This is a genomic window from uncultured Phocaeicola sp., assembly GCF_948499155.1.
GTDB lineage: Bacteria > Bacteroidota > Bacteroidia > Bacteroidales > Bacteroidaceae > Phocaeicola > Phocaeicola faecalis.
Map to the genome: position 1 here is coordinate 14,433 of NZ_CAOOSE010000019.1, position 23,568 is coordinate 38,000.

The following is a 23,568-nucleotide window of genomic DNA, read 5'->3' on the forward strand; positions in this document are numbered from 1 at the left end:
TCTATAAAGCCAGCACGATAGAGAGGAGATAAAGAAAATAGTGATATCAATTAAAGAAAAACATTAAATCATTTGTTTTGCAACTACAAAATAGTTACATTTGTAAAAATATCAAAGGCATGGGTACGAAAGAGAAATTAATAGAACGGTATAGGAACCAGCCAAAAGACTTTAATTGGGATGAACTTGTACGCTTGTTCTCTGTTTTCGGATATAAGATAGATAACAAAGGAAAAACAAGTGGGTCACGTGTCATTTTCGCAAAAGGAGAAAGCTCGTATACTGCGCATAAGCCACATCCAGGAAGCATTGTAAAAGGGTATGTAATGAAACAAGTATTTGAATTTTTGACTAAAAATAAATTAATATGAAAACATTGATTTACAAAGGATACATAGGAAGTGTTGAGATAAGCGATGAAGATAATTGCCTATTTGGGAAGGTCCTTGATTTGCCAAAAGATACAATGATTTCGTATGAAGGTGAAACTGTATCTGAATTGAAGGAGGATTTTAAAGGGGCTGTGGATGATTATATAGCATATTGTAAGGAGGCTGGAATAACACCGCGAAAAAGTTACTCTGGTTCTCTGAACATACGAATTTCCCCAGAGGTACATGGCAAAATTGCCATTCTTGCCCAACAAGCTGGAATATCAATAAACGCTTTTATTAAATCTGCCGTAGAAAAGCAAGTTGCAACTATGTTATAACCAACTTCACACGTACGTCCGCATGAAGCCACACATACGTATGTGTAGGGCTATACATATATACGTGTGGGCTTATACGTACGTACGTGCAATCATCCACCTCCCAAAAGACAAGGACATTTAAAAAAAAGAGCAAGAGCTTTTCCAAAAAGATAACGAGCTTTTTTGAAAACGTCTTGTTCTTTACCCCGCCAAGATTTCGTCAACTGTTATATTCCATGCTTTATGCGCACTTTTTATAATGAAAACGTCTGAAAACACCCTACTCTATATCAAGCCGGAACAGCCTGTAAAAAAGGCTATATAGCTGATGGAAAGCGTATTATGCAGGAATATGCTTCAAAATGTAGTGAGAGCATGAGAGTACAAGTGAGAGCTAACATTTTTTACCATCATCACATAAGTCATTTATAATTAGCTTGTTATATATAGGGTGAGAGCATGAGAGCACAATGATGTACAACTTATCATTGTTAATGTTATCTGTTTGTTGTCGACCGAATGTATATTCCATACCCATAATAGAAATAAAAATCCGAAAAACCCATAAAGGGAGAATTCCTCTCGCCGCCTTTCCTTCTTTGTTACTCCCTAACATCCTTTACTTTGCATTCACAAACTATTCCATCCGTGCCCGTGTTCAAGCAGGACAAGGAATATTGAACTAAAAAAACAGAGAATTATGAATGAGACAAAAATAACAGAAGCTGCAGAACTGGTCGCTTATATGATGACGGTTATCCGGAAGTTGAAAGAAGACAAGAAGCATCCGGCGGTGCATACCTATACCTCTACGATGAACTCGGTCATCACATTTTCCACAGAGAAGGTGTTTAAAATGACCTTCGAGGAAATGTTCACCAAAGGCAGGCTGAAGGAATACGAGAATTGGCTACGCAACAACAAGGCGAAATGGAACACCGTGTCCACCTATATGCGTACCCTGAAAGCGGTACACAACCGCCTGGTGGCAAACAAACGGATGCCCTACGAACCGACTTTGTTCGATGACGTATATACCAAAGTGGAGTCACAAACGAAACGCTCACTTTCAGATGAACAAATGCAGGCATTGCTCAAAACGGATTTTGAGAGACTGCCGGAAGAAATAAGGTGCGCGCTGGCCTATTTCCTGCTGATGTTCTTATTCCGCGGGATGCCGTTCATCGACCTTGCCAGCCTGCGGAAACAGGATGTAAAAGGAAATACAATTTCATATTCCCGGCATAAAACAAAACGCCATATCACCTTGCGCATCCCCAAAGAGGCGATAGAATTGTTCGAGGCGTTCCGCAACAAGCATCCGGATTCCGACTATCTGTTTCCCATTTTAAATAAGGATATAGAGGATGAAAAGAAACAGTATGAAAATTATCTGGACGCTTTGAGAAAATTCAACCGACTGCTGAAAAAGATGGCGGAACTGTTGCTGCCCGATGTGAAGCTGAGTTCCTACACCCCGCGCCACACATGGGCCACGCTTGCTTTTCATGCCGGCATTCCCATCGGGATTATCAGCAAGGCATTGGGACACTCGTCCATCAAGGTGACCGAAACTTATCTGAAGCCTTTTGAAAATGAAAAGGTGGATGCAGCAAATGACGGGTTGATATTATCTGTTATGGGAAGCGGGGAAGCCGCGTGAAAACGATGTGTGACAGTCTGTTAAAAAAAGAAGCGTTACTTACCAAGTAACGCCATTTCAATCCGACAAACTTAAACGTTTTTTTTCATTTTTCAAAATAAAAGATATGATTTTCTCATTGCTTTTTTAAAATTTCATTCGTAACTCGACACAGATTTAAATAGAACGACATAAAGCACCTCATTCTTACTATAAAGGTATATGAATCTCTTCCCCGTCCTTGACTGCTCAAAAACGGACTATTACTTATTTCTCTTATTTACTCCATTGTGTGTCTTATTTCGTTAAATTCCCAAGCAAAACCCTTGTTTTCACCATTCCGACAGTACTATTTTTCCGTTACTTGGTAAGTAACGGAAAAATAGTAAATTCAACATGAGGGAACAATATTTGAAATCTATAACATCTGCATTGTCTGACGCATTCCTGAAAATACGCTTTCAACCAATGATTTCTTTTACTTTAGAAGGGATTTACTACTATTCGTTCCATTACATGAATAGAGTGGAACACCTACACTCATGGTTAAAAAATATAGAAACAGAAGACATTCCCCACGGATTAAAATATCCTTTCTTTATTAAATCTTTTCTCAATTTGGGAAATGCTAGAACTATTAGGATTCGACATCACGCTGGTGTAAAAGTTCGTAAAATGACAAAAAGACCATATACATGGATAAGATGAACATTTATAAGAAATATGACGCCAACTCAAAAAAGACATTGATTGGCAAAGGCAGGTTGCTGATATTCGCATTGGCAGTGTTGCAACTAATCAGTTGCGGAAAGGACGATTCCGATAACACCTCCCATCCCGACAAAGGTGCAGTAAAAGTAACTACCGACTGGACGAACCGTTCCTCGGACGCCGTCCTGCCGGCGGACTATATTCTGCGTATCGGCAACGAGGAGCAGACGGTAAAAGGCGAGACGAACGCTTTTAAATCACTGTTCCTGCCGGGAACACAAAATCTGCTGGTTTATCATCAGGCGGAAGGAATCACCATCAGCGGAACCACCGCCACGGTGAACACGCTGGAAGACGGTACGCTCAACCCGATGCCGGGCTTTTTGTTCTCCGCCGCCAAAGAGCTGGACATACAGAAGGACGACACGCTGAGGGTCACCATACCCATGACACAGCGCATCCGCAGCCTGGCGTTGACCTTGAAACTGAATCCCGGTGACGAGCAACGTATCGCAAGCACCGCTGCTACCCTGACAGGCATTGCTTCTTCAGTAGATTTGGCTACCGGCAGCGTGACGGCGACGGAAGTAAAAACAATGAGTCCTGCATTCACGATAGAAACGAACGGTGGGGAAAAACGTACAGCAACACCGGGCGGAGAAACCCGTGCCGCGGGAAATCCGGTATTGACCGCTATCCTGCGTCTGCCGGGCGTGATACCGGGTGAAAAACAAGAGCTTACCCTTGTCGTGCCCCTGACCAACGGCACGGTGCAGACCATCGTCACCGACCTGACCGAAGCCCTGAAGAACTTCGGCAGCGGCAAGATGGAACCGTTGGCGCTGGATGCCGCGCTGACACTGCCTGCCGAAACGGAAATCAGTGCCACCATCAGTAACTGGGACATAATGAACAATGGGGATATTACTGTAAATTAGAAAGTAAGAAGTAAAATATGAAAGGTAACAAACAAAGTATTTTAATGGTTGCCGCCCTCCTACTATTGGCAGGATGCAGCAACGACAACGAGGGAGCGGCTACACCGGAAGGCGATGGACGCGTGGCCTTGGAAGTGAGCAGCGGCATAGAATCCCGTGCTTACGACAACAAATGGGAAAGCGATGATGCCATCGGCATCTACATGCTGAAAACCGGAACCGCCACCATCAGCGAGGGCGCGGAGAACCGCCGGTACTTCACTGCGGACGGTGGCAGTGCTTTCACCGCCACCACCGAACAGACCATTTATTTCCCCCTTGATGGAAGCAAAGTGGACTTCATCGCCTATTATCCTTATCAAAAAAACCTGACCAACGGAGCGTTCACCTTGGATATCAGCACACAAACCGACCTTTCCGCCATCGACCTGATGACCGCCGGGACGAAAACCACCGAAGCCGAACCGCTGGACAAGAACCACTACAAGGTGCATTTCAAGTTTGCCCACCGCCTTACCAAATTGGAGTTGAACATCGGCACCGGCAGGGGTATCACCACCGAAGACCTGAAAGGGCTGAAAGTGGAAGTCACCAAGCAGCGCACTTCGGGCAGTTATGACCCGCAGTTCGAGACCTTCGGTGTGGACAGCGAACCGGTGCAGACCGTAGAACTGAACACCAATGCCGGTGGCACGCTGGCGCAAGCCATCCTGCTGCCCACCACTGCCGCGGACGGCATCAACCCCATCGTGACAAGGCGCGAATTCCTTTTCACCTTAAAATCTACAGGCGAGGTGTTCCGCTGGTCCGTACCCGATGACAAAAGCTTCGAGCGTGGCGACAAGAACATCTACAACATCACCATCAACCGCAGCGGCGTGGAAGTCACAGCCACAATAGAGAAGTGGAACGAGGTGGACAATGGAGAGATAGAAGCGGAATGACAGACAAGCAGCGATACGGAAAAACCATACAACAGATGATTAAACCTATAAAAGACAATAAGATGAAAAAGTATTTCATGCTTCCCGCGGCACTGCTGCTGGCACTGACCGCCTGCAACAACGAAGAAGAAGCGGCCGGCAACTCCGGTGAAAACACCCCGGTGAGCTTCACGGCGGACATTGCCGGACAACAGACCACCCGCGCTTATGACCAGATTTGGGAGAACGGCGACAAGATAGGAATCTCCGGCACATCGGGCGATGTAACCTACACCAACGTGGCTTACGAGACAACGAATGGCGACGGCAACTTTACCATCGTGCCGGGCGGCACGACGATTTATTATCGGACTACGGATGCCGTGACCTTCACCGCCTATTACCCATGGAACAATCTGGCAACCGGCGTAACCACCATCCCCGCCGACACCCGTGAACAGTCCGCACAGAAGGGCTTCGACTTCCTCCGGGCGCAGGGCACTGGCAGCAAGGCCTCAATGAACGTGGCTTTCAGCTTTGCCCATAAGATGGCAAAACTGGCTCTGACCATCAAGCCCGGAACGGGAGTAAGCTATGACGAGGTGAAAACCGCCCGGTTGATGCTGAGCGGCTACTTGTATAAAGGCTCTTTCAACGTCACCACCGGAACATCCACCGCCGAAGCCGAAACTCCGACTGAATACAAGCCGTTCGCCGACAAGGATGATACCGGGAAGGCCTACAACGCCCCATCCGCAACGGACGAAGTGAAGCAAACCGTGACCTACTCACTGATACTGTTCCCCCAAAGTTTTGATACTGCCTCCGGCATGACATTCGAGGCGGTGCTGGGGCAGACGCTTTCTACACAATTGGACTTCACCACAGCTAACCGCGATGCTGGGGATGCCGACCCGAAGAACCAACTCGTGGCCGGAAGGCAGTATAACCTGAGCATTGTGCTCAACAAAAAAGAAGCGACCGTGACCGGATGCGAGATTTCTGCATGGAAAAACGCAAACGGAGGCGAGTTTAACGCCAACTGATAAGAAACAACAAGAAGTAACAAATAAAATAACAGTAAAATGAAAACGAAGTATTTAATGATAGCCACGGTAGCCATGCTGCTTACGGCTTGCAGCAATGACGAGAATGAAGTAAACGACGGGCCGGTGGCGGCACAAGTCAATGCCGAAATCTACAACATGGCAACCAGCCGTGCGTACGATAAAAATTGGGAGACAACGGATGCAATAGGTATTTCCGTGGCAAGTGTGGCTAATCAAGGGGCAACCGCTGGTACCAACGTGAAGTACACCCGAAAGAGCGACAATAGAGGATTTGAAGCTTCTTCTCCTATTTATTTCCAAGATAAAGAAGAAGTGACTTTCCGAGCCTACTATCCGTTCACAGAAACAGCAAAGATGACCGACGGAAAAACAATATCCGCCTCTACTGCGGACCAGACCCAACAAAGCACCTTCGACTTTATGTTTGCTACCGATGCGAAGGCAAAGAAAGAAGCTCCTGCGATAAATTTCACAGAGAATAGCGGTGGCATGGATTGCCGTTTCAAGCATTGCATGAGCCAGTTACAATTAGAGTTCCATTCCGGACATGGTATAGAGCTAACCAGTAAATCGATAGGATACAAAGTAATTGGATTGAATATGGCGGGAACATTCGATATCGAAACAGGAGTTGCTGCTGCAAATACGACTGCTACTAATATTAAAGATTTATCATTCGATCCTGTCACTGCAACCGGTAGTATGATTACAAAAGACCCTATAATTCTTTTTCCACAGTCTGTAACGGGTAATAAATTCAATATTGAAGTGACGATAGATCAGCAAACATACGAAGCGGAACTGGCATTACCTGCAACTACGGGTAACAAGTTTGAGGCAGGATACAAGCTGCTCTATGTCGTGACTATCAACAAGACAGAATTAACGATTGGAGATGCCGAAATTGAGGATTGGATTCCTGAAACCCATCAAGGCGATGCCACGATGAAATAGTTATTGAGACCGCAGTAGATCTCTCATTCCGGCGGATTACAAATCCGCCACAGCCACCGCCGGGCACTTAGTGCGTAAGCCCGGAGTGAGCAACCCTATAAAGGTAGCACACGGACAGCCTCGCCGCTGCCGGTGGCACGAAACAAAGAAACAAAAAAACAATAGAAGAATATGATGATATACAAACTACAAGGCTGCAAGAAATCAGCCGTTATCGGATGGATGGCAGGTATGCTGTTGCTTGCCGGATGCGCGCAGGATAAACTGGCGGACACAACGCAAGGCGAGATGCTGCCCGAAGGGAAATACCCCATGACCTTTACCGTCACCGGGCTGGAAGCTACGGCGACAACACGTGGCACGGCCGACGACTTCTGGGACGGCGGCGAATATGTGGCGGTACAAGTGGGTGACGTAGTGAAGAAATATGTTACCGCTAGTTATGGCAAAAGCACCACGCTGCAACCGGCAGGTCCTGACGATGCCTTTTACTGGCAAAGCACAGATGAAAAAAAACAAGTCAGTGCGTGGTATCTCGGTACAGGATACAATAATAATCCGCCAACGAAGACGAATCCGTGGTGGCTGTGGAGCGTACAATCAAACCAAAACAACAACAACGGCTATCAACAGAGCGACTTCCTTTATGCCCCACAGACCACCTGTAGCTTTGGTGGCACGAGCTCACTCACTTTTTCTCATAAAACCGCCAAAGTGGTGATAAACATCCGTAAATACGGAGTGGCCACTGATGACGAAGATATAGAATCCATAACAATCTGTAATACTCTGTTAACTGGAAGAACTTATGAAGACGGTGGGGAGCTGAAGTTTACGGGTATTGCAAATGCACCTTGTGACTTAACACCTTACAAGCTCATCGTTCAGAATAAAGTAAGCTTTGAGGCTAATGAGCCTGCTGAAACCGCCCTTGCCAGCTATCAGGCATTGGTTCTTCCGGACACCAATATATCCAAAACCTCTATCACCATAAAGATGAAGGGATATACGCCTTTCAAATATGTTCCAACCGTCTCAGACGGATTCGGAACATGGGAAAGCGGCATGCAGTACACCTACAATCTTACGATAAAAGGCAGTGAAGTTACCGCCACCGTTTCCGGCACCGAAATGACGTGGGGAGATGGCGACAATGGCGGCTCTGGCGGCAATGGCAGCGTGGAGATATAAGCTGAAAAGAACAACGAAAAGAAGCATAACGATATGCTATGCGAATGACATAAATTGAATAAGAATTTTAAAATAAGTTCGATTATTATTAACCTTAAAAAGAAGAAATTATGAAAGTATTGATTGACAACGGACATGGAGTGAACACAGAAGGTAAACGTTCGCCGGACGGACGATTGATAGAGTACGCTTATACGCGTGAGATTGCGAACAGAGTGGTAAATGATTTGAAGGCATCAGGTCTGGATGCCATCCGCATCGTTCCCGAAGAAACAGATATTCCGCTGGAAGAACGTGTGGCGCGTGCCAACAAGTATTACGCCGAAAGCGGCAAGCAAGCCATTCTGGTTTCTATCCATTGTGATGCGGAAGGTAGCGGCTCGATGTGGATGAACGCACATGGATGGAGTGTGTTTGTCGGTCTCAATGCTTCTCAGAACAGTAAGCGACTCGCCACTGCACTGGCGGATGTAGCAGAAAAGAAAGGCGTGACAGTGCGTAAAGAGGCAGTCGACCGCAACTACTGGGTGAAAGACTTCTGTATCTGCAGAGACACACACTGCCCTGCGGTGCTGGTAGAGAATTTCTTCATGGACAACGAGAAAGATGTGGATTTCCTGCTTTCCGAAAAAGGCAAGCAGTGCGTCACGGACATCATAGTGGAAGGTATCAAAAAATATCTGACAGATAAATGATAAAACGTATCCTGACCTGCTATGCCGGGCGGCTGAACGAATACCTCTCCCGCCTGCATCACCAGCCCGAAGGACTGGTGGAAGCAGGTTTTGTGGGCAACGGTTCGGAAGAGAAGCCCAACAAGATGGTGGTGTCGCTGTTCGGTATCGAGCGAGAAACATCGGGCGGCATTTCCGCACCGGTGCAACGCACGGCGGAAGGCTACACACGCACTTCGCCCCCTCTGTTGCTCAATCTCAATGTGATGCTGGCGGCAGTGTATGACGAACGTCGGTATGCCGAATCGCTCTCCGTACTGTCCGACACGTTGAAATTCATCCAGTCCGTACCGAAATTCGAGGTGGAAGAGACGACTTATACCGTAGAAATCGTAACTTTATCACCGCAGGACCTGAATAATGTATGGACCTTGCTGGGCGGACAATATTACCCCTCGGTGGTATGCAAGCTGCGCCGCCTCGTCATTGACGCGGAAGAGATAACTTCCGGCGGAAGTGTTGCGAAAGGACCTGTTATAGAGATGTAAAACAAGAAAAGAATGGAAAGTTACCGGATACTATACCGCCTGCGCGTGCAGCACGACTACTTTGAAGGAAGACCGTGCACTGCCATCGGATGCCGCCTCACGCCGCAAGGCTTTGAGCTGGCAAGGCAGCGCAACCTGCTTTTCCGTCAGACGGCAGCGGACGAATGGGCTGTGCTTTACGACTGTAACGGTGCGAAATTCAACAGGGACGATGAAATACTGAGTCTGGAACTGTATCTTGCAGACCCCGATTTCACGCTTTATACAGAATGGAAGGACTTTTGTCCCTCGGATGCCTACGAGCTGGAACTTCCCGTGACGGAAACCGAAACGAATGCTGCAAATGTCATACTACCATCGGACAAACGCAGAAAGATAGGTTCCGGATTTTGCAGCGTATCCCTGCACCTTGCCAATGCCATGCAGCCGGCATCAGACGGCAACGAATCCGGACAGGTAGTGCTGCATTTCCGTTCGCGGAAGGTGAAATGGGAATACATCTTCTTTCAGCGCAATGGAAACAGCATACCGGAAACGGAACTGAAACTGGAAGATGCGAACAAGCAAATCGTATTCCCGGACTTGCAGCCCACAACCGCATACGGACGAAAGGGCATGGTCACGACAACCAAGGAAGTGATACCGATGCGCGCTGCATACGGAAGCCGTCTGCGCCTTGTGTGGCAGGAAGAAAGCAAACCGAAACGCATCGTGCTTGCAAACATCGAGCCTCCCATCCCCGGACGTTTCGTGACCGGAAAAGGGCTTATCCGGCAGATATGCTATTATTGATAATGAAAAGTAGATAAAGATATTGTTAAACCAAAAAATCAAAGGACTATGAGCGAATACAAGACCCCCGGCGTTTACATTAGAGAGAAAAACGCCTTCGGCAACTCCGTAGTGGAAGCCGAAACCGCCATTCCTGCCTTTATCGGATATACCGAAAAAGCTGAAAACGGGAATGATGAACTGGAGAACATTCCCTGGAAAATCTCGTCGATGACGGAGTTTGTGAAGTATTTTGGCGGAGCGCCGGAATTAAAGTTTGATGTGGATATAAAAAAATTCCATCCGGAAGCCCAAAAAGATGAAGATGGAAACGCCATTCCTAAAGAAGCTACCTTAAAGCCGGAAGGTGCTTTATTCCAAATCTGTGTAGGGGGAAATGAAAAAGATAAATTTGGAGAAAACGAATATGAGATAAATTATGCTTTTAGTCTGAACGACAAGAATCTCCATACCTTATATTATCAGATGCAGATGTTCTTCGCCAACGGAGGCGGCACTTGCTATGTGGTATCGGTAGGAAGTTATGGGGATGGCAGCAAGGATACACTGAACGATAAGAATGTAGAAGCGGCGTTGGCAGCTCTGGAGAAAATACAGGAAGTGACCATGATTATAGTTCCGGAAGCGGTAGAAAGTGATGCATGTGCCAATATACAGCAGCTGATGATGAAGCATTGTGGAGAGATGGGCAACCGTTTCGCCATACTGGATGTGCCGTCAGGAGCAGCAAACACTCCATTGGACAAACGTATGGAAGCGTTCCAGAATACCGTAACCAATTATTTCTCTTACGGTGCGGCTTACTTTCCATGGCTGAACACTTCGGTATTAAGTGAACGCGATTTGAACGGAGAAATGTTTTCATGGAGTGATAATGCCTGCGCACAAATAGAAAAGTTTACCGACCCTGCTTTGGTGGAAATTGTAAAAGCATTCTGCTGGAAATCCGAAGAACTGGAACTCAAGCCGAATGACCTAAAGGAAATTGAAAAATTCGGGCATACATTCAAATTCGGAGAAGTGGAAGAGGGAGAAATATATGCGGATGCAGATGCTGAGAAGAAGAAGGAGGATAGGAAAACACTGGGAAAGATAGAAAAAGTGGAAGAGATAAAGGACGATACTGAGAAAATTACATCTAAAAAGATAAAAGTTACATGGCTTCCCTCTTTCAATCTTGTGGAAGACAAACAAGCCTTTCATCAGGCATTATCCAGCAGTTCTGTTCTCTACAAGCAAGCAATCAAGGGAGTCCTTGCGAAATTGAACCTGCTTCCCCCTTCGGCAGCTATGGCAGGTATCTATACAATGGTGGACAGAAGCCGCGGCGTGTGGAAAGCTCCGGCAAATGTGACACTGAACTACGTGAATAGTGTGACAGAAGATATAGACGATGATGCACAGGCAAATCTGAACGCCCCGATGAACGGAAAGGCCGTTAATGTAATCCGTCCTTTCCGTGGCGAAGGCATAAAGGTGTGGGGAGCACGCACACTGGACGGAAATTCTCTGGACTGGCGATACATCAACGTGCGCCGCACGCTGCTCTTCCTCGAAGAATCGGTGAAGAACGCCGCCCGCGCCTACGTGTTCGAACCGAACGATGCGGGTACCTGGATTAACATGAAGTGCATGATAGAGAACTTCCTGCGCAGCGTGTGGAAACGCGGCGGACTGGCAGGCGCCACCCCCGAAGATGCTTTTGAGGTACACATCGGACTGGGTGACACCATGACCGGCGATGACATACTGGAGGGCATCATGCGCATCACGATACTGGTAGCCGTCACGCATCCGGCTGAGTTCATCGAAATAACCTTCCAGCAGCAGATGCAAAAGAGTTGATTGTTAAACTTAAAAGAAAAATAATATGGGAGAATACAAAACCCCGGGCGTTTACATCAAAGAAAAGAACGCCTTCGGCAACTCGGTAGTAGAAGCCGAAACCGCCATTCCCGTCTTTATCGGTCTGACCGAAAAGGCTCTGAACGGCAACGAATCCTTGCTGAACAAACCCGTAAAGATTACGTCCATGACGGAATATTATAACTATTTCGGTGGGGCGAAAACACATAAGTTCGATGTCTCTGTCGTTGCAGACGATGATGCGGAAGCCATACAAGTAAAGTGTGGGGATAAGAAGCTGCAAGCCAAACTGCCAACCGGCGAAACAGTCTGTACATTATACTATCATATAACCATGTTCTTCGCCAATGGAGGCAGTACTTGTTACATTGTTTCATTGGGAGACTATCAGACAGGAAAAATAGACAAGAAAGCAATAAGCGATACTATATTGCCGGAATTGAAGAAGGTGCAGGATATAACCATGTTGCTGATACCTGAAGCTGCAGACCAGGAAGGCGCAATAGGCATCTACCAGGATCTACTCAGTTTCTGCGAAAGTAAAAAGTATTTTGCCATACTGGATATTCCCACCAAATATGATAAAAAAGTGGAGGGTGACACCGATGTGGAAAAGTTCCGCAACGCTATCGGGACAACCAACTTGCAGTGTGCCGCCGCTTACTATCCGTGGTTGGAAACATCCGTGTTGTCTGACAATGATATCAATGGAGAGATGCTTTTCATGACAGAAGATTTTGTGAAAAATGAAGCAAAAAACATTTTTAATGAGAATTCGACTATTTACAAATTCATTGATAAGTCGTGGAGTACTATAAAAGCAGGAAAAAAGACAGTAACAGTGAACGGTGAAACAAAGGAAGTGGATCTCACTGCTAAAGAACTTTCACAAATGAAAAACGACCTCCACAATGCCCTGCTACAGAACTGGCCGGAATACAAGCAGCTTGCCGACAAGGTAAAAGCATCCCTCAACCATCTTCCTCCTTCAGCAGCGATGGCAGGCATTTATGCCATGGTGGACAGAACACGCGGTGTATGGAAAGCCCCGGCAAACGTTTCCGTGAACTATGTGAACAAACCGGCAGAGGTGATTACCGACTATGACCAGCAGGACTTGAACATGCCGATGAACGGAAAAGCGGTGAATGCCATCCGCACTTTCCCCGGCGAGGGTATCAAGGTATGGGGGGCACGCACGCTGGACGGCAACTCTCAGGACTGGCGTTATATCAATGTGCGCCGCACCATGACTTTCCTGGAACAATCTGTAAAGAACGCCGCCCGTGCCTACGTGTTCGAACCGAATGACGCGAGTACCTGGATCAACATGAAATGTATGATAGAGAACTTCCTGCGCAGCGTGTGGAAACGCGGCGGACTGGCAGGGGCAACTCCCGAAGACGCCTACGAGGTGCACGTGGGACTAGGTGACACCATGACGGCCGAGGATATTCTGGAAGGCATCATGCGCATCACGGTGCTGGTAGCCATCAGCCGTCCGGCCGAGTTCATCGAAATCACGTTCCAGCAGCAGATGCAGAAGAGCTAAGGCTACGAGAATAAATCAAGAATAGAATATTAACCATTAAAATTTAGATATTATGGCAGACAATGGAGCAGCACAGAGTGCAAGCACTCAGGCATGGCCGTTACCGAGTTTTTATTTCAAAGTGTCAATTTCCAATGTGGGGGACATTTCGTGCAGCGAAGTGTCAGGTCTTGAATCGGAATACGAGGAAATAACCTATCGTGCAGGTGACAGCCCCGTCTTCACCAAGCTGAAAATGCCCGGATTGAGAAAGGCCGGTGACTTGACCTTGAAGAAAGGTGTCTTTAAAGATGACAAGGCAATGTGGGACTGGCTGAACAGTGTCAAACTGAATACAGTCCAGCGCGAAGTGGTAACAGTAAGCCTGCTTGACGAATCGGGCAGCCCGGTAAAGACATGGGAAGCGGTGAACGCATGGCCGAAGAAACTGACTGTGGAAGGATTCAAATCAGACGGAAACACCACCTCCATCGAGACATTGGTTATCGCGCATGAAGGTGTAAATGTGAAGTAATAATTTATGGAGAAACGCGCCACATCTTCCAAAAACAAGCAACAGGAATGGAGCCAGCCGGTATCATTCTATTTTCGTGTGGACTTTCAGAGAGGATCAACCCATTTTCAGGCATCCTTCATGCAAATCAGCGGACTGGATATGGTGATAAGCACAGAAGAGAAAGGCTCGGTGATGAAGTATAAAATGCCTACCGGAATTTCGCACAGCGATATTACGCTGAAACGTCCTTTGACATCCTGCTCTGAAGGATTTACCTCGTGGGTGAATAGCTGGCAGAACTGGATGGAAGGAAGGGACGGACATCTTGAAGTGTACGACTTGGTAATCAAACTGCTGGATTTGAAAGGAAAACCTTTGGCCGGATGGTTATGCCGACATGCCTACCCCATAAAGTGGCAACTGGAAGCGCTGGATTCGGTAGGGAGCGCATTGTCTTGTGAAACGATTACGCTGGCGTATGGCAGCATGAAACGTTTGGACATTATATAAACAAGTATGCCGATAGTAATCAAAGAAATGCGCATCCGCACCGTGGTGGAGAAACGAATCGTCACGGAAACGGAAGTATCGGATGAAATCATCCGGAAGATAGAGAGCCGCGTGCTGGACAGGCTGTCCGAAGAGAACATCACCGGACAGCCTGCCGGACGGCGGCAAACGAAGAGAAGAAACGAAAGATAAGACAGAAGCGATATGAAAAAAATGCAAATAACGGCCTATACGGATGACAGTTTCAACACTCTGTACAAAACCATGGAACTGCCTGTCAGTCCGGACAAGGTAAAGCTCAATAAGGGAATCCGCTATGCGGAGGACAAGCAGTTGGGCAGCCTGAACGGATCCAACGTGTACGTGCGTTATCAGCCCGAAACGCTTTATTTCGAGTGCCTGCTCGACGTGACCAACGCCTTGGAGGAGGATAAGAAGGAAAATCCCATACATGACACGGTGGATGGACTCGAAGGACTGCTCTACGACTACAACACCGAAGGACACCGCCCCTCGTTTGTCAAGGTGGAGTACGGCGACATCACTTTCTTCGGACAACTGAAGACATTGGAAACGGAGTATTCCCTTTTCAATCCCAAAGGACTGCCGCTGCGTGCCGAGCTGAAAGTGACCCTGACGGGCTATTGCAGCCAGAAGGAAGAGAAGAAGCACTTCTCCAAACGCTCGCCCGACGTGTCGCGGCTGGTCACCCTGAAAGAGGGACAGACACTCGCCTCCCTCTGTTATGAGATATATGGCGACGCACTCCTGGTGGGGCAAGTCGCACGATTTAACAACCTCAACGGCTACAGGAGCATACCGGCAGGTACGCAACTGCTGATGCCGATGCTGAAAAAAGAATAAGATTATGGCAGATTCGCCTTCCATATATAAAGACCGGGTATTGTCTTGCTCCGTTTATTGCAACGGCAGCAAGCTACCAGACACCTTCTCATTGGTGTCCGCCAAGGTGCGGCTCGAACTGAACCGCATTGGCAAAGCCACATTGAAATTCAATGCGGGGAACATGGACAAACAGACCTTCGACGAGAGCGACGACACGCTGTTCAAGCCGGGCAACAGCATCCGTTTGGATGCCGGAGGCATTGACAAGCAGGAAACGCTGTTCGAGGGCAGTATCATCGGGCTGCGCATCCTCACCGGGAAGGACTTACGTTCCTACATGGTGGTGGAATGTCGCGACAACGCCTATCCTGCCACGCAGGGACGCAAGAACCGCATCTTCGAAAAGAAGAAAGACAGTGACATCATCAAGGAAGTGCTGAAAGATTATGGTAGCGTGGAAGTGGATGCCACGCCCTACCAACACCCCACACTGGTGCAGTATTACTGTTCCGACTGGGACTTTGCCCTCTCCCGTGCCGATGCCAACGGCCTGTTCGTCTGTACGGACGGCGGCAAGATAAAGGTGAAGAAGCCCGATGTGGGCGGCTCACCCGTACATACCGTCACTTTCGGTACGGACATCGTCTCTTTCGACCTCGAACTCTCGTCGGACGACCAGTTTACGCAGTACGAAGCTGTTTCTTGGAATCCGAAGACCCAGCAGGCGGTGAAAGTGTCCGCCTCCTCCCCTTCGCTCAACAAGCAGGGCGACCTGCAACCCAAGAGCATCGCCTCCGGCGACAGCCTGCTACTACAGACCGATGCACCGACCGATGAGAAAGCGTTGAAGCAATGGGCGGACGGCATGGCACTGAGGGCAGGACTGGCACGCTATCAAGGTTCCGTCAGCTTCTACGGCTCTGCCAAGGTGAAGCCCGGTTGCCTCATCGAACTGAAAGGACTGGGCAAGCGGTTCAACGGCAACCTGTTCGTAGGCTCGGTGACGCATACCCTCGAAGACAATGAGTGGCTCACCGAAGCAGGTGCAGGCATTTCACCGCTGTGCATCACCGACGAGCCGGATGTAGTAAGCCCTTCCGCCTCCGGCTTCCTGCCCGGCCTGCAGGGACTCCATGCGGCAGTGGTGAAGAAACTGGACGGCGACCCCTTGAACGAACAGCGCATACAGGTGGAACTGCCGTGGATGGACGGACAGAGCAAGCTGCTCTGGGCACGCCTCTCCACGCTGTACGCCACCGGCGGCATGGGTTCCTTCTTCCTGCCCGAACCGGGTGACGAGGTCATCATCGGCTTCATGAACCAGGACCCCGTTCACCCCGTGATACTCGGCTCGCTGTACGGCGAGAAGCACAAGCCGCCCTACGAATACGAGGCGAAGAACAACACGAAAGCCATCGTCACGCGCGAGAAGATGCGCATCGAGTTTGACGAGGAGAAGAAGATAATCACGGTGTCCACCCCCGGAAAGAATACGGTGGAACTGAGCGACGACGGAAAGCACATCAAGCTGACCGACCCGAACAAGAACGAAATAACGATGGACAAGAACGGCATCACGCTCTCGTCCGTCAAAGATATTACGCTGAAAGCCAAAGGCGGCATCACGATGGATGCCACGATGAAAATCAGCGGCACCGCCAAGCAGGACATCAGTCTGGAAGGGCTGAACGTGAAGGTGCAGGCGAAAATCGGAGCCACCGTCAAGGGCAACGCCACGGCGGAACTCTCGGCAAGTGGCCAGACCACTGTAAAAGGTGCGATGGTAATGATAAACTAATTAAAAAAATAAGTTATGCCTCCAGCAGCAAGAATAACAGATATGCACACCTGCCCCATGCAGACCCCGGCGTTTCCCGCGCCGATTCCTCATGTGGGTGGTCCCGTAGTGGGTCCCAGTGTGCCCAATGTATTGATAGGAAAACTACCGGCAGCGGTAGTGGGTGATATGTGCGTATGCGTCGGTCCGCCCGATGCGATAGTGAAAGGCTCGTCCACAGTGATGATTGGCGGAAGACCGGCAGCACGCATGGGTGACAGTACGGCACATGGCGGAACGATAGCCGCCGGATGCCCCACGGTGATGATAGGAGGATAAGCTCCGCAATCCCCTCCCGAAAAGAGAGGATTGCGAAAACGAAACGTTCTTTGACATATTGGAAAACGAGAAACTTTCAAAAAAAGTCCTCATATATTGTGGACTTAGAGCAAATTATACTACCTTTGCCAAAGTTGAAGATAACAATTGAAGCATGGAGATTAAGTTCGAAAAAGATTATTTGGAGGAACTATACCTCAAAGGAAAGACCTCCGATAAAAAACATCGTTTTCAGCCCCCGATCGTTACCAAATACCGCAAGACGATAGACTTGCTGGAATCGGTATCGACCGTGGAGGACCTTTTCAGATACCACTCATTGCACTACGAAGTGCTTGTTGGCGATAAGGCAGGTTTAGAATCGGTGAGGGTAAACGATCAGTATCGTATAGAATTTAAAACGACGAAAGTGGTTTCCGAAATTGTAGTCACCGTGTGTAACATTATAGAATTGTCTAATCATTATAAATAAACAACAGATATGGCAACCGTAAGATTTGGATATACTCCGACCCATCCCGGCGAAGTGCTGAAGGATGAAATAGAATACCGCAAGGTTTCACAGCGGAAGCTGGCAGAGCAAATGGGCATCTCCTACAAGGCACTCAACGACTTGCTGAACGGACGACGCACGCTGACCACCACCACCGCCATGATGTTTGAGGCGGCACTCGACATACCTGCCGATTCGCTGATGCGACTGCAACTGAAATATAACATGCAGCAAGCCATGAACGACCCCTCGCTCACAGAGCGTTTGAAACAAATACGCAAATTCGCGGCTCTGTTGTAATATCCCAGCATACGAAAGAACAAAGAAGGGAAAACAGTTATGGCAAGACCAATAAAAGAAACTCCGATACTTTCCGGCAATGATGCCCGACGGTTTGAGGAGCGGATGAAGCAGAAGCGTATTGTGCCGAAAGAAGAAATAGAACGCGTGCGCGAACATTATCGTATAGCCATGAGTATCTTTAAAAAAGGGAAAGATGACTAACATAAGAAGACGATGGCGAAATGACACGCCTGCTCCATTTTGACTTGGCAGATTACAAGAACAGTATGCAAGACTGATATTCATAAAATACGAAAGAACGTTTCTCGTCCCACAAAGAAGCCTGTAGCTCCTTTGTGGGACGTTTGTTTTCCAATATGTCACCCTGAACCGGAAACAATAGAAAGGAAACAACAGAAAGGATAAACGATATGAACGAACTGAAAACCATCTTGAACAACGAGGCCTTCCTCGGCCGGGGCTGGAGCTTTCCGCCACAGGTTACCGACGGAGGCGTGCGGATGTCCGCCTACGAGCAGGACATAGAGGAGAGCCTGCGCGTGCTGTTCAGCACCTCGCCCGGCGAGCGTGTCAACCGCTACGACTACGGCTGCCCCCTGCGCCGCTACGCTTTCGAGCCGATAACCACGGAAACCACCGTGCGGATGCGCAACGACATCACAAGGGCCATCATCCTCTATGAGCCGCGCATCACGCTGGAGGAGGTGTCGTTCGAGGAACAGCCGGAGCAGGGCGTGCTGCTGATACACCTCGCCTACACGGTTATCCGCACGAACAACCGCAACAATATGGTTTATCCGTTTTATCTGAATGAAGGAACAAATTTAAAAAACGAAAATATATGAACAGACTAAGATTGATAAAGACAGCCTACACCGCTTTGGCGTGCCTCATGCTCGCCGCCTGTGCAAGCGATGAACTGACGGACGGCACGGTGCAGGACTTGCCCGAAGGGAAATACCCCTTGCAAATAGCAGGCGTAAGTATAACGGCGGGAAGCAATGCCGAGCCGTGGGGGGCGGATACTCCACAGACACGCGTGGCGGAAGAGACGGATGGAAAAGGCAGCCATTGGGTAGGCGAAGAAATAATAACGGTGCAGCTAAGTGGCACACTGGCAGATGGAACGACCTATACGGAAACAGGGGAATACCAAGTGGCTATGGATGATAAACAAAGCCTTGCCCCCGTAATAGGCAAGGAACTTTATTGGCATTCCACAAGTGAGAGTACCATTACGTCATGGTATTGCTACCCTGCTGCTGCCAGTGACAAGACTGTAGATCTCAGCAACCAAAACAACCCAAGCGACCCAAGCAGTGGGTTGGCGTATGTGCTGAAATCGGAGGCAAGCAATGTGAAATACAACACCCAACCGGAATTGAAATTCAAGCACCAACTCGCCCAAATACGAGTAAAACTGACAGGAACAAAAGCATCTGCTGTGACTTCTGTCAGCGTAAAGGGTTACACGAAATGTACCGTTACAGAAGGCGTCGTTTCAAGTTCTGGCACCGAAGGCTACATTTCCATGAAAAAGCCAGAAGGGAACAGTGAGTATTGGGAAGCCAATGTGATACCGGGAACTATTAGTACCACTGATTTTGTCCAATTGACGGATAAGAACAATGTGACTTATATTTGTAGTGTAAGCAATATAACCACACTGGATAAAGCGAAATCTTATATTTTCAATATTGAGGTGAAGGCAAAACCTACACCCATTATTGGTGGTGAAACCATTACCGAACCGGGAAATTATGTCATAACTGGCAACATCACTCAAACCGTTATCCTGAATGCGGATGGCATCAATCTCACGCTGCAAAATGCCAATGTAGCCATCAGCGGACAAGACAAGCCCGCCATCGACATCACGGGCGGCAACGTGGTGATGACCATAGAGGGAACGAACAACACGCTCCAGTCTTCCCAATGGGGCGGCATTACGATGTCTGGCGGTGCGAACCTTATCATCCAAGGCAATGGAACAAACAATAGTAGTCTGATAGTAAGGGCTGGAAATAGTAGTAAGCAAAATGTTTCAACAGTTGGTATTGGAGCAGCATCAAATGCAACTTGCGGAGATATTCGTATTGAAAATGTAGAAGTGACCGTATCTGGTGGTGCAGCAGGTGATCAAACTATGCAGGCTGGTGCTGCTATCGGGACATCTTCAACCAACTCCAATTGTGGGAATATCACGATAAACAATGCCCATGTCATTGCCTATACTGCCAATAATGCCTCGGATTGCTCGCCTGCTGCTATTGGATTAGGATCTCCTGAGAGTAACGAAGTAAAGGATATAACGATTTCCGGCTCTACCATTGAAGCAATTGTTTATGGTAGCAGTTTTGATGAATTTGGAGCCTGCATTGGTCTTTGTGGTGCAGTCAATAACTCAGCACCTACCTATAAATGTGGCACGATAACTATTACCTGCGACAATGAATCTGATTTCCTTGCCAATCTTAAAAGCCAAAATGGATCTCATAGTTCCGGATATAAAATAGGAAAAGGACATATTGGAAGTTCAAGCGAATGGAATGGTACCATCATATTCCCCGGTGGCACGTTCAACGGCAATAAGTTCACGGATGGGTATGGTAGTTGGTAATTTTCGTTCTTTCCGTTCCTACGGATTTGCAATCCGCAGGCTATGCGTATAAGGATTTATAATCCGCTATCCGAAGCATGACTTCGGGGGGATGCAAAGTGAAACGAAGATAAACGAATTCCGTGCAGCCCATGAAGTGGGAACTCTGATTCAGTGGAAAATAAAAACTCCGGGCAATAGCACAACTTTGTTAAAAGTTGCTTCGTCGCAGTCAGCGACAGTGCAAAAATGTAAAAAGATGCCTTGTCGCTACCGGCGACAGCCCGAATTTGTTAAAAGAAGCTATATCGCCATCAGCGACAGCCCAACTTTGCAGAAAGTTGCCCTGTCTGTTTAAAATAATATTAAAAAATAACCATTAAAAACAGAAAATTATGGCAAAGATTAAAAACTTCAATATCAAGAAACTTCGTACCGAAGAAGACTTCGGCTTCCAGAAACGCATCGAGGCCGAAACCGCCCTGCTCACCGTAGAGACCGACAAGCCGATGGTAGCCGCCTACAAAGCCGCCCTCACCGCCTTCGATGATGCCCTGAAAGGCAGCACAAGCAACTCTCTGTCGTCCGCCGTGACCCGTGCCGATGAAATGGCGGATGCCGCATGGAGCGGACTCAATGCCCAGACAAAGGCGATGCTGGGTCACCCCGTCGAAGCCCTCCGCACCGTTGCCGCCGAAGCTTCCGCCCTCATCGCCAAGTACGGCAACCCCACGGCCATGGCCTACAACGAAGAGTACGGTCGTCTGCACAATCTCCTGCAAGACCTCGCCGCCTTCGGTGTCGAGAAGCAGAAGCAAATCTATATCGACGCTTGGGTCACCGAGCTTCAGACCCGCTGTGACGAGTTCGCTGCCGCCTCCGCCGCCCGCGATGCCGAAGCCGCCCTCCGCATCACCGGCATTGTGAAGCAGACCCGCAATGATGCCGATGATGCTTTCCGTACGCTAGCGGAGCGTGTGAATGCGCTTGCGCTGGTAAATGGCGAAGATGCGTATGCCACGTTCATTGATCATGTGAATGTGATTATTGATCAGGCGAATGCGGTGCTGGCAGGGAGAAGCACAAGGGCGGAGAAGAAGAAAGGTAGCGTATAATACACCGGATGACATATCCGCTGGTCATGGGTATCAGGGTTTGTAACCCGATGGAACAAAACCAATAATAACTAAAAATTACAATTATGTCAGACGTAAGAAAGTTAAAACCGTTCATACTGAAATGGGAAGGCGGTTTTGTAAACGACCTGCGCAGGGAACCTCAAGGATGCGCTGAACACCACGAAGATCGTGTTCACCCCCAAACAGAAGATGCGCGACGTCGCAGGCAAGGTGGGACTGAGCATCAACTGCGACACGGCGACGAAAGCCAATGGTGGTGTGGACAAGGGACAAGAGGACTATCTGCTTAGATAAAACGAGATTTGGGAACTGCTTTCGCAGTGGTAGATTTTAGGCGTTTTTATATACTACAAAGAGCTAATTATATTTTATGCTAAATTCAGCAACGATGAGAGAATATATACAAAAAATCAGATTCCAGTCACGTACCTTGGATGACAATCTGCATGCATCTAAGCGGACTTCTATTGCAAATGCTGTGCAGGCATACCGGAAGATGACAGTCGTGGATGGAGAAGTACTTAATGAGAAAGATAAACCTGTTCAGATGAAAATGAATAATGTGATACAGATGAATATTGCTACTGCTCGTGCTTTTAGAATTCAAGCACAGAGTCTCCCCATGAATGGCAGACATTCTTCAATGCCTGATACTGCTGCTACATCAGAAACTCTATACGCCTTAACTCCGGATCCTATTGCCAGATCTCGGCATTCAATCGCCGCCAATCATTTTCAAAGGAAAAATCTTGCAGGAGCTGTTCCCGGAGGGTTTATAAATGGTAATCATGCTGAACGAAAATTAATATTCCACGGAGGTGCAAACGTTAGGAACATCGGGGTTGATAGAAATACTTGCCAAGCATGCGTTAATGCAATATGCGCACATGCAAATCATATTGAACATGTTTCGGAACCAAGCGGTACTTATCGCGTTACACAAAACGCTATGATATGGGTAGGTTCTTAAAACCTTAGTCGCACATTTAAAGTAATGAAGAGGATGTGCCCAAAAACGGCTTCCGTTCTTCCAGCTATGATTACAAATCCGATTGAACGTAACGAAGAACAAAAGAAGAAATAAAATAGAAGTGAAATATGAACATAGCAAACAAAGTATTGGATGAGTTGTACTTCATCACCACTATGGTGGTGGACTGGGTGGATATCTTCACCTGTCCGAAGTACAAGCACATCACGCAGACTATATAAGCACATTTCATGGTGCTTAACACAATACGTTCTTTGACATGTTGGGACAAAACGGAAAATAAGAGAATAATATATTTGGTGATGAAGTGCGAATGGCGTATCTTTATCGTTGTAAATCAAATGAAAGGAGGATAATGTATGGCAAGACCCATTAAAGAAACCCCAATCTTGTTCGGGGAAGATGCAAAGAAGTTCTTGAAATCAATTGAAGATGTCAAGCCGGCTTCCCAACAAGAAAAGCAGCGGATTAAGTCTGCTTACGAGAAAATGAAGAAAATAGCCACATTCATGATGTAATA

27 protein-coding genes are annotated in these 23,568 nt (G+C 47.8%); all 27 read left to right on the forward strand.

The genetic code is table 11. The annotated features are described in order from the left end of the window. The first annotated feature begins 119 nt into the window (after window positions 1-119). Window positions 120-371: a type II toxin-antitoxin system HicA family toxin gene (locus tag QYT14_RS13025; RefSeq protein ID WP_288325816.1), complete on the forward strand. Its 252-nt coding sequence runs from the start codon at window positions 120-122 to the stop codon at window positions 369-371. After that, window positions 368-712: a type II toxin-antitoxin system HicB family antitoxin gene (locus tag QYT14_RS13030; RefSeq protein WP_288325815.1), complete on the forward strand. Its 345-nt coding sequence runs from the start codon at window positions 368-370 to the stop codon at window positions 710-712. The genes QYT14_RS13025 and QYT14_RS13030 overlap by 4 nt, the downstream gene beginning before the upstream one ends. Before the next feature lie 682 nt (window positions 713-1,394). Continuing rightward, window positions 1,395-2,357 carry a tyrosine-type recombinase/integrase gene (locus QYT14_RS13035; protein WP_177797670.1) on the forward strand — a complete coding sequence of 321 codons (963 nt, stop codon included), beginning with the start codon at window positions 1,395-1,397 and terminating at the stop codon, window positions 2,355-2,357. Window positions 2,358-3,031: 674 nt separating this feature from the next. Beyond that, complete coding sequence (locus tag QYT14_RS13040; protein ID WP_288325814.1) at window positions 3,032-3,985, forward strand: FimB/Mfa2 family fimbrial subunit; 954 nt, start codon at window positions 3,032-3,034, stop codon at window positions 3,983-3,985. Window positions 3,986-4,002: 17 nt separating this feature from the next. Then, window positions 4,003-4,929 carry a fimbrillin family protein gene (locus tag QYT14_RS13045; RefSeq protein WP_288325813.1) on the forward strand — a complete coding sequence of 309 codons (927 nt, stop codon included), beginning with the start codon at window positions 4,003-4,005 and terminating at the stop codon, window positions 4,927-4,929. Between the two features lie 35 nt (window positions 4,930-4,964). Further along, window positions 4,965-5,954, forward strand: a complete 990-nt coding sequence (locus tag QYT14_RS13050; RefSeq protein ID WP_288325812.1) for a fimbrillin family protein — start codon at window positions 4,965-4,967, stop codon at window positions 5,952-5,954. Between the two features lie 39 nt (window positions 5,955-5,993). Beyond that, window positions 5,994-6,932, forward strand: coding sequence for a fimbrillin family protein (locus QYT14_RS13055; protein WP_288325811.1), 939 nt, complete (start codon window positions 5,994-5,996; stop codon window positions 6,930-6,932). Window positions 6,933-7,103: 171 nt separating this feature from the next. Continuing rightward, complete coding sequence (locus tag QYT14_RS13060) at window positions 7,104-8,123, forward strand: fimbrillin family protein (protein ID WP_288325810.1); 1,020 nt, start codon at window positions 7,104-7,106, stop codon at window positions 8,121-8,123. A gap of 110 nt (window positions 8,124-8,233) precedes the next feature. After that, complete coding sequence (locus QYT14_RS13065; RefSeq protein ID WP_288325809.1) at window positions 8,234-8,818, forward strand: N-acetylmuramoyl-L-alanine amidase; 585 nt, start codon at window positions 8,234-8,236, stop codon at window positions 8,816-8,818. Continuing rightward, the gene (locus tag QYT14_RS13070; RefSeq protein ID WP_288325808.1) at window positions 8,815-9,345 is read left to right on the forward strand and encodes a DUF4255 domain-containing protein; all 531 of its coding nucleotides are present in this window, start codon (window positions 8,815-8,817) and stop codon (window positions 9,343-9,345) included. Before QYT14_RS13065 ends, QYT14_RS13070 begins: the two co-directional genes overlap by 4 nt. Window positions 9,346-9,357: 12 nt before the next feature. Next, entirely contained in the window at window positions 9,358-10,137 is a 780-nt protein-coding gene (locus tag QYT14_RS13075; RefSeq protein ID WP_288325807.1) for a hypothetical protein, read from the forward strand. Between the two features lie 48 nt (window positions 10,138-10,185). Further along, a complete protein-coding gene (locus tag QYT14_RS13080) occupies window positions 10,186-11,982 on the forward strand; it encodes a phage tail sheath C-terminal domain-containing protein (RefSeq protein ID WP_288325806.1) in 1,797 nt (598 codons plus the stop codon). A gap of 25 nt (window positions 11,983-12,007) precedes the next feature. Further along, window positions 12,008-13,555, forward strand: a complete 1,548-nt coding sequence (locus tag QYT14_RS13085) for a phage tail sheath C-terminal domain-containing protein (RefSeq protein ID WP_288325805.1) — start codon at window positions 12,008-12,010, stop codon at window positions 13,553-13,555. Window positions 13,556-13,607: 52 nt separating this feature from the next. Further along, on the forward strand, window positions 13,608-14,069 hold the full coding sequence (locus tag QYT14_RS13090; RefSeq protein WP_288325804.1) for a phage tail protein: 462 nt from the start codon (window positions 13,608-13,610) through the stop codon (window positions 14,067-14,069). 6 nt (window positions 14,070-14,075) lie between these two features. After that, window positions 14,076-14,561, forward strand: coding sequence for a phage tail protein (locus QYT14_RS13095; protein ID WP_288325803.1), 486 nt, complete (start codon window positions 14,076-14,078; stop codon window positions 14,559-14,561). Window positions 14,562-14,567: 6 nt separating this feature from the next. Beyond that, entirely contained in the window at window positions 14,568-14,753 is a 186-nt protein-coding gene (locus tag QYT14_RS13100) for a hypothetical protein (RefSeq protein WP_288325802.1), read from the forward strand. Between the two features lie 12 nt (window positions 14,754-14,765). After that, window positions 14,766-15,425 carry a hypothetical protein gene (locus tag QYT14_RS13105; RefSeq protein ID WP_288325801.1) on the forward strand — a complete coding sequence of 220 codons (660 nt, stop codon included), beginning with the start codon at window positions 14,766-14,768 and terminating at the stop codon, window positions 15,423-15,425. Window positions 15,426-15,429: 4 nt separating this feature from the next. After that, a complete protein-coding gene (gene vgrG / locus QYT14_RS13110; RefSeq protein ID WP_288325800.1) occupies window positions 15,430-17,205 on the forward strand; it encodes a type VI secretion system tip protein VgrG in 1,776 nt (591 codons plus the stop codon). A 15-nt stretch (window positions 17,206-17,220) separates the two neighbouring features. Further along, window positions 17,221-17,523, forward strand: a complete 303-nt coding sequence (locus tag QYT14_RS13115; RefSeq protein ID WP_288325799.1) for a PAAR domain-containing protein — start codon at window positions 17,221-17,223, stop codon at window positions 17,521-17,523. A 154-nt stretch (window positions 17,524-17,677) separates the two neighbouring features. Next, window positions 17,678-17,995: a type II toxin-antitoxin system RelE/ParE family toxin gene (locus tag QYT14_RS13120; RefSeq protein ID WP_288325798.1), complete on the forward strand. Its 318-nt coding sequence runs from the start codon at window positions 17,678-17,680 to the stop codon at window positions 17,993-17,995. Window positions 17,996-18,004: 9 nt separating this feature from the next. After that, window positions 18,005-18,316, forward strand: coding sequence for a HigA family addiction module antitoxin (locus QYT14_RS13125; RefSeq protein ID WP_288325797.1), 312 nt, complete (start codon window positions 18,005-18,007; stop codon window positions 18,314-18,316). Between the two features lie 39 nt (window positions 18,317-18,355). Beyond that, window positions 18,356-18,520, forward strand: coding sequence for a hypothetical protein (locus QYT14_RS13130; RefSeq protein WP_288325796.1), 165 nt, complete (start codon window positions 18,356-18,358; stop codon window positions 18,518-18,520). Between the two features lie 209 nt (window positions 18,521-18,729). Further along, window positions 18,730-19,164 carry a GPW/gp25 family protein gene (locus tag QYT14_RS13135; protein ID WP_237038464.1) on the forward strand — a complete coding sequence of 145 codons (435 nt, stop codon included), beginning with the start codon at window positions 18,730-18,732 and terminating at the stop codon, window positions 19,162-19,164. Beyond that, window positions 19,161-20,939 carry a fimbrillin family protein gene (locus tag QYT14_RS13140; RefSeq protein ID WP_288325795.1) on the forward strand — a complete coding sequence of 593 codons (1,779 nt, stop codon included), beginning with the start codon at window positions 19,161-19,163 and terminating at the stop codon, window positions 20,937-20,939. Before QYT14_RS13135 ends, QYT14_RS13140 begins: the two co-directional genes overlap by 4 nt. A gap of 374 nt (window positions 20,940-21,313) precedes the next feature. Next, window positions 21,314-22,033: a DUF6261 family protein gene (locus tag QYT14_RS13145; RefSeq protein ID WP_288325794.1), complete on the forward strand. Its 720-nt coding sequence runs from the start codon at window positions 21,314-21,316 to the stop codon at window positions 22,031-22,033. 412 nt (window positions 22,034-22,445) lie between these two features. Further along, window positions 22,446-23,027, forward strand: coding sequence for a hypothetical protein (locus QYT14_RS13150; RefSeq protein WP_288325793.1), 582 nt, complete (start codon window positions 22,446-22,448; stop codon window positions 23,025-23,027). 380 nt (window positions 23,028-23,407) lie between these two features. Then, window positions 23,408-23,566, forward strand: a complete 159-nt coding sequence (locus tag QYT14_RS13155; RefSeq protein ID WP_237038469.1) for a hypothetical protein — start codon at window positions 23,408-23,410, stop codon at window positions 23,564-23,566. The last annotated feature ends 2 nt before the right edge of the window (window positions 23,567-23,568 follow it).

Excerpts from the sequence above, each read along its gene's own strand:
- QYT14_RS13115 (WP_288325799.1), top strand. The coding sequence starts at position 17,221 with ATGCCTCCAGCAGCAAGAATAACAGATATGCACACCTGCCCCATGCAG.
- QYT14_RS13030 (WP_288325815.1), top strand. The coding sequence starts at position 368 with ATGAAAACATTGATTTACAAAGGATACATAGGAAGTGTTGAGATAAGC.
- QYT14_RS13090 (WP_288325804.1), top strand. The coding sequence starts at position 13,608 with ATGGCAGACAATGGAGCAGCACAGAGTGCAAGCACTCAGGCATGGCCG.
- QYT14_RS13045 (WP_288325813.1), top strand. The coding sequence starts at position 4,003 with ATGAAAGGTAACAAACAAAGTATTTTAATGGTTGCCGCCCTCCTACTA.
- QYT14_RS13155 (WP_237038469.1), top strand. The coding sequence starts at position 23,408 with ATGGCAAGACCCATTAAAGAAACCCCAATCTTGTTCGGGGAAGATGCA.
- QYT14_RS13100 (WP_288325802.1), top strand. The coding sequence starts at position 14,568 with ATGCCGATAGTAATCAAAGAAATGCGCATCCGCACCGTGGTGGAGAAA.
- QYT14_RS13060 (WP_288325810.1), top strand. The coding sequence starts at position 7,104 with ATGATGATATACAAACTACAAGGCTGCAAGAAATCAGCCGTTATCGGA.
- QYT14_RS13070 (WP_288325808.1), top strand. The coding sequence starts at position 8,815 with ATGATAAAACGTATCCTGACCTGCTATGCCGGGCGGCTGAACGAATAC.
- vgrG (WP_288325800.1), top strand. The coding sequence starts at position 15,430 with ATGGCAGATTCGCCTTCCATATATAAAGACCGGGTATTGTCTTGCTCC.
- QYT14_RS13085 (WP_288325805.1), top strand. The coding sequence starts at position 12,008 with ATGGGAGAATACAAAACCCCGGGCGTTTACATCAAAGAAAAGAACGCC.
- QYT14_RS13130 (WP_288325796.1), top strand. The coding sequence starts at position 18,356 with ATGGCAAGACCAATAAAAGAAACTCCGATACTTTCCGGCAATGATGCC.
- QYT14_RS13120 (WP_288325798.1), top strand. The coding sequence starts at position 17,678 with ATGGAGATTAAGTTCGAAAAAGATTATTTGGAGGAACTATACCTCAAA.
- QYT14_RS13135 (WP_237038464.1), top strand. The coding sequence starts at position 18,730 with ATGAACGAACTGAAAACCATCTTGAACAACGAGGCCTTCCTCGGCCGG.
- QYT14_RS13035 (WP_177797670.1), top strand. The coding sequence starts at position 1,395 with ATGAATGAGACAAAAATAACAGAAGCTGCAGAACTGGTCGCTTATATG.
- QYT14_RS13095 (WP_288325803.1), top strand. The coding sequence starts at position 14,076 with ATGGAGAAACGCGCCACATCTTCCAAAAACAAGCAACAGGAATGGAGC.
- QYT14_RS13140 (WP_288325795.1), top strand. The coding sequence starts at position 19,161 with ATGAACAGACTAAGATTGATAAAGACAGCCTACACCGCTTTGGCGTGC.
- QYT14_RS13055 (WP_288325811.1), top strand. The coding sequence starts at position 5,994 with ATGAAAACGAAGTATTTAATGATAGCCACGGTAGCCATGCTGCTTACG.
- QYT14_RS13050 (WP_288325812.1), top strand. The coding sequence starts at position 4,965 with ATGATTAAACCTATAAAAGACAATAAGATGAAAAAGTATTTCATGCTT.
- QYT14_RS13065 (WP_288325809.1), top strand. The coding sequence starts at position 8,234 with ATGAAAGTATTGATTGACAACGGACATGGAGTGAACACAGAAGGTAAA.
- QYT14_RS13145 (WP_288325794.1), top strand. The coding sequence starts at position 21,314 with ATGGCAAAGATTAAAAACTTCAATATCAAGAAACTTCGTACCGAAGAA.
- QYT14_RS13075 (WP_288325807.1), top strand. The coding sequence starts at position 9,358 with ATGGAAAGTTACCGGATACTATACCGCCTGCGCGTGCAGCACGACTAC.
- QYT14_RS13125 (WP_288325797.1), top strand. The coding sequence starts at position 18,005 with ATGGCAACCGTAAGATTTGGATATACTCCGACCCATCCCGGCGAAGTG.
- QYT14_RS13080 (WP_288325806.1), top strand. The coding sequence starts at position 10,186 with ATGAGCGAATACAAGACCCCCGGCGTTTACATTAGAGAGAAAAACGCC.
- QYT14_RS13025 (WP_288325816.1), top strand. The coding sequence starts at position 120 with ATGGGTACGAAAGAGAAATTAATAGAACGGTATAGGAACCAGCCAAAA.
- QYT14_RS13150 (WP_288325793.1), top strand. The coding sequence starts at position 22,446 with ATGAGAGAATATATACAAAAAATCAGATTCCAGTCACGTACCTTGGAT.
- QYT14_RS13040 (WP_288325814.1), top strand. The coding sequence starts at position 3,032 with ATGGATAAGATGAACATTTATAAGAAATATGACGCCAACTCAAAAAAG.
- QYT14_RS13105 (WP_288325801.1), top strand. The coding sequence starts at position 14,766 with ATGAAAAAAATGCAAATAACGGCCTATACGGATGACAGTTTCAACACT.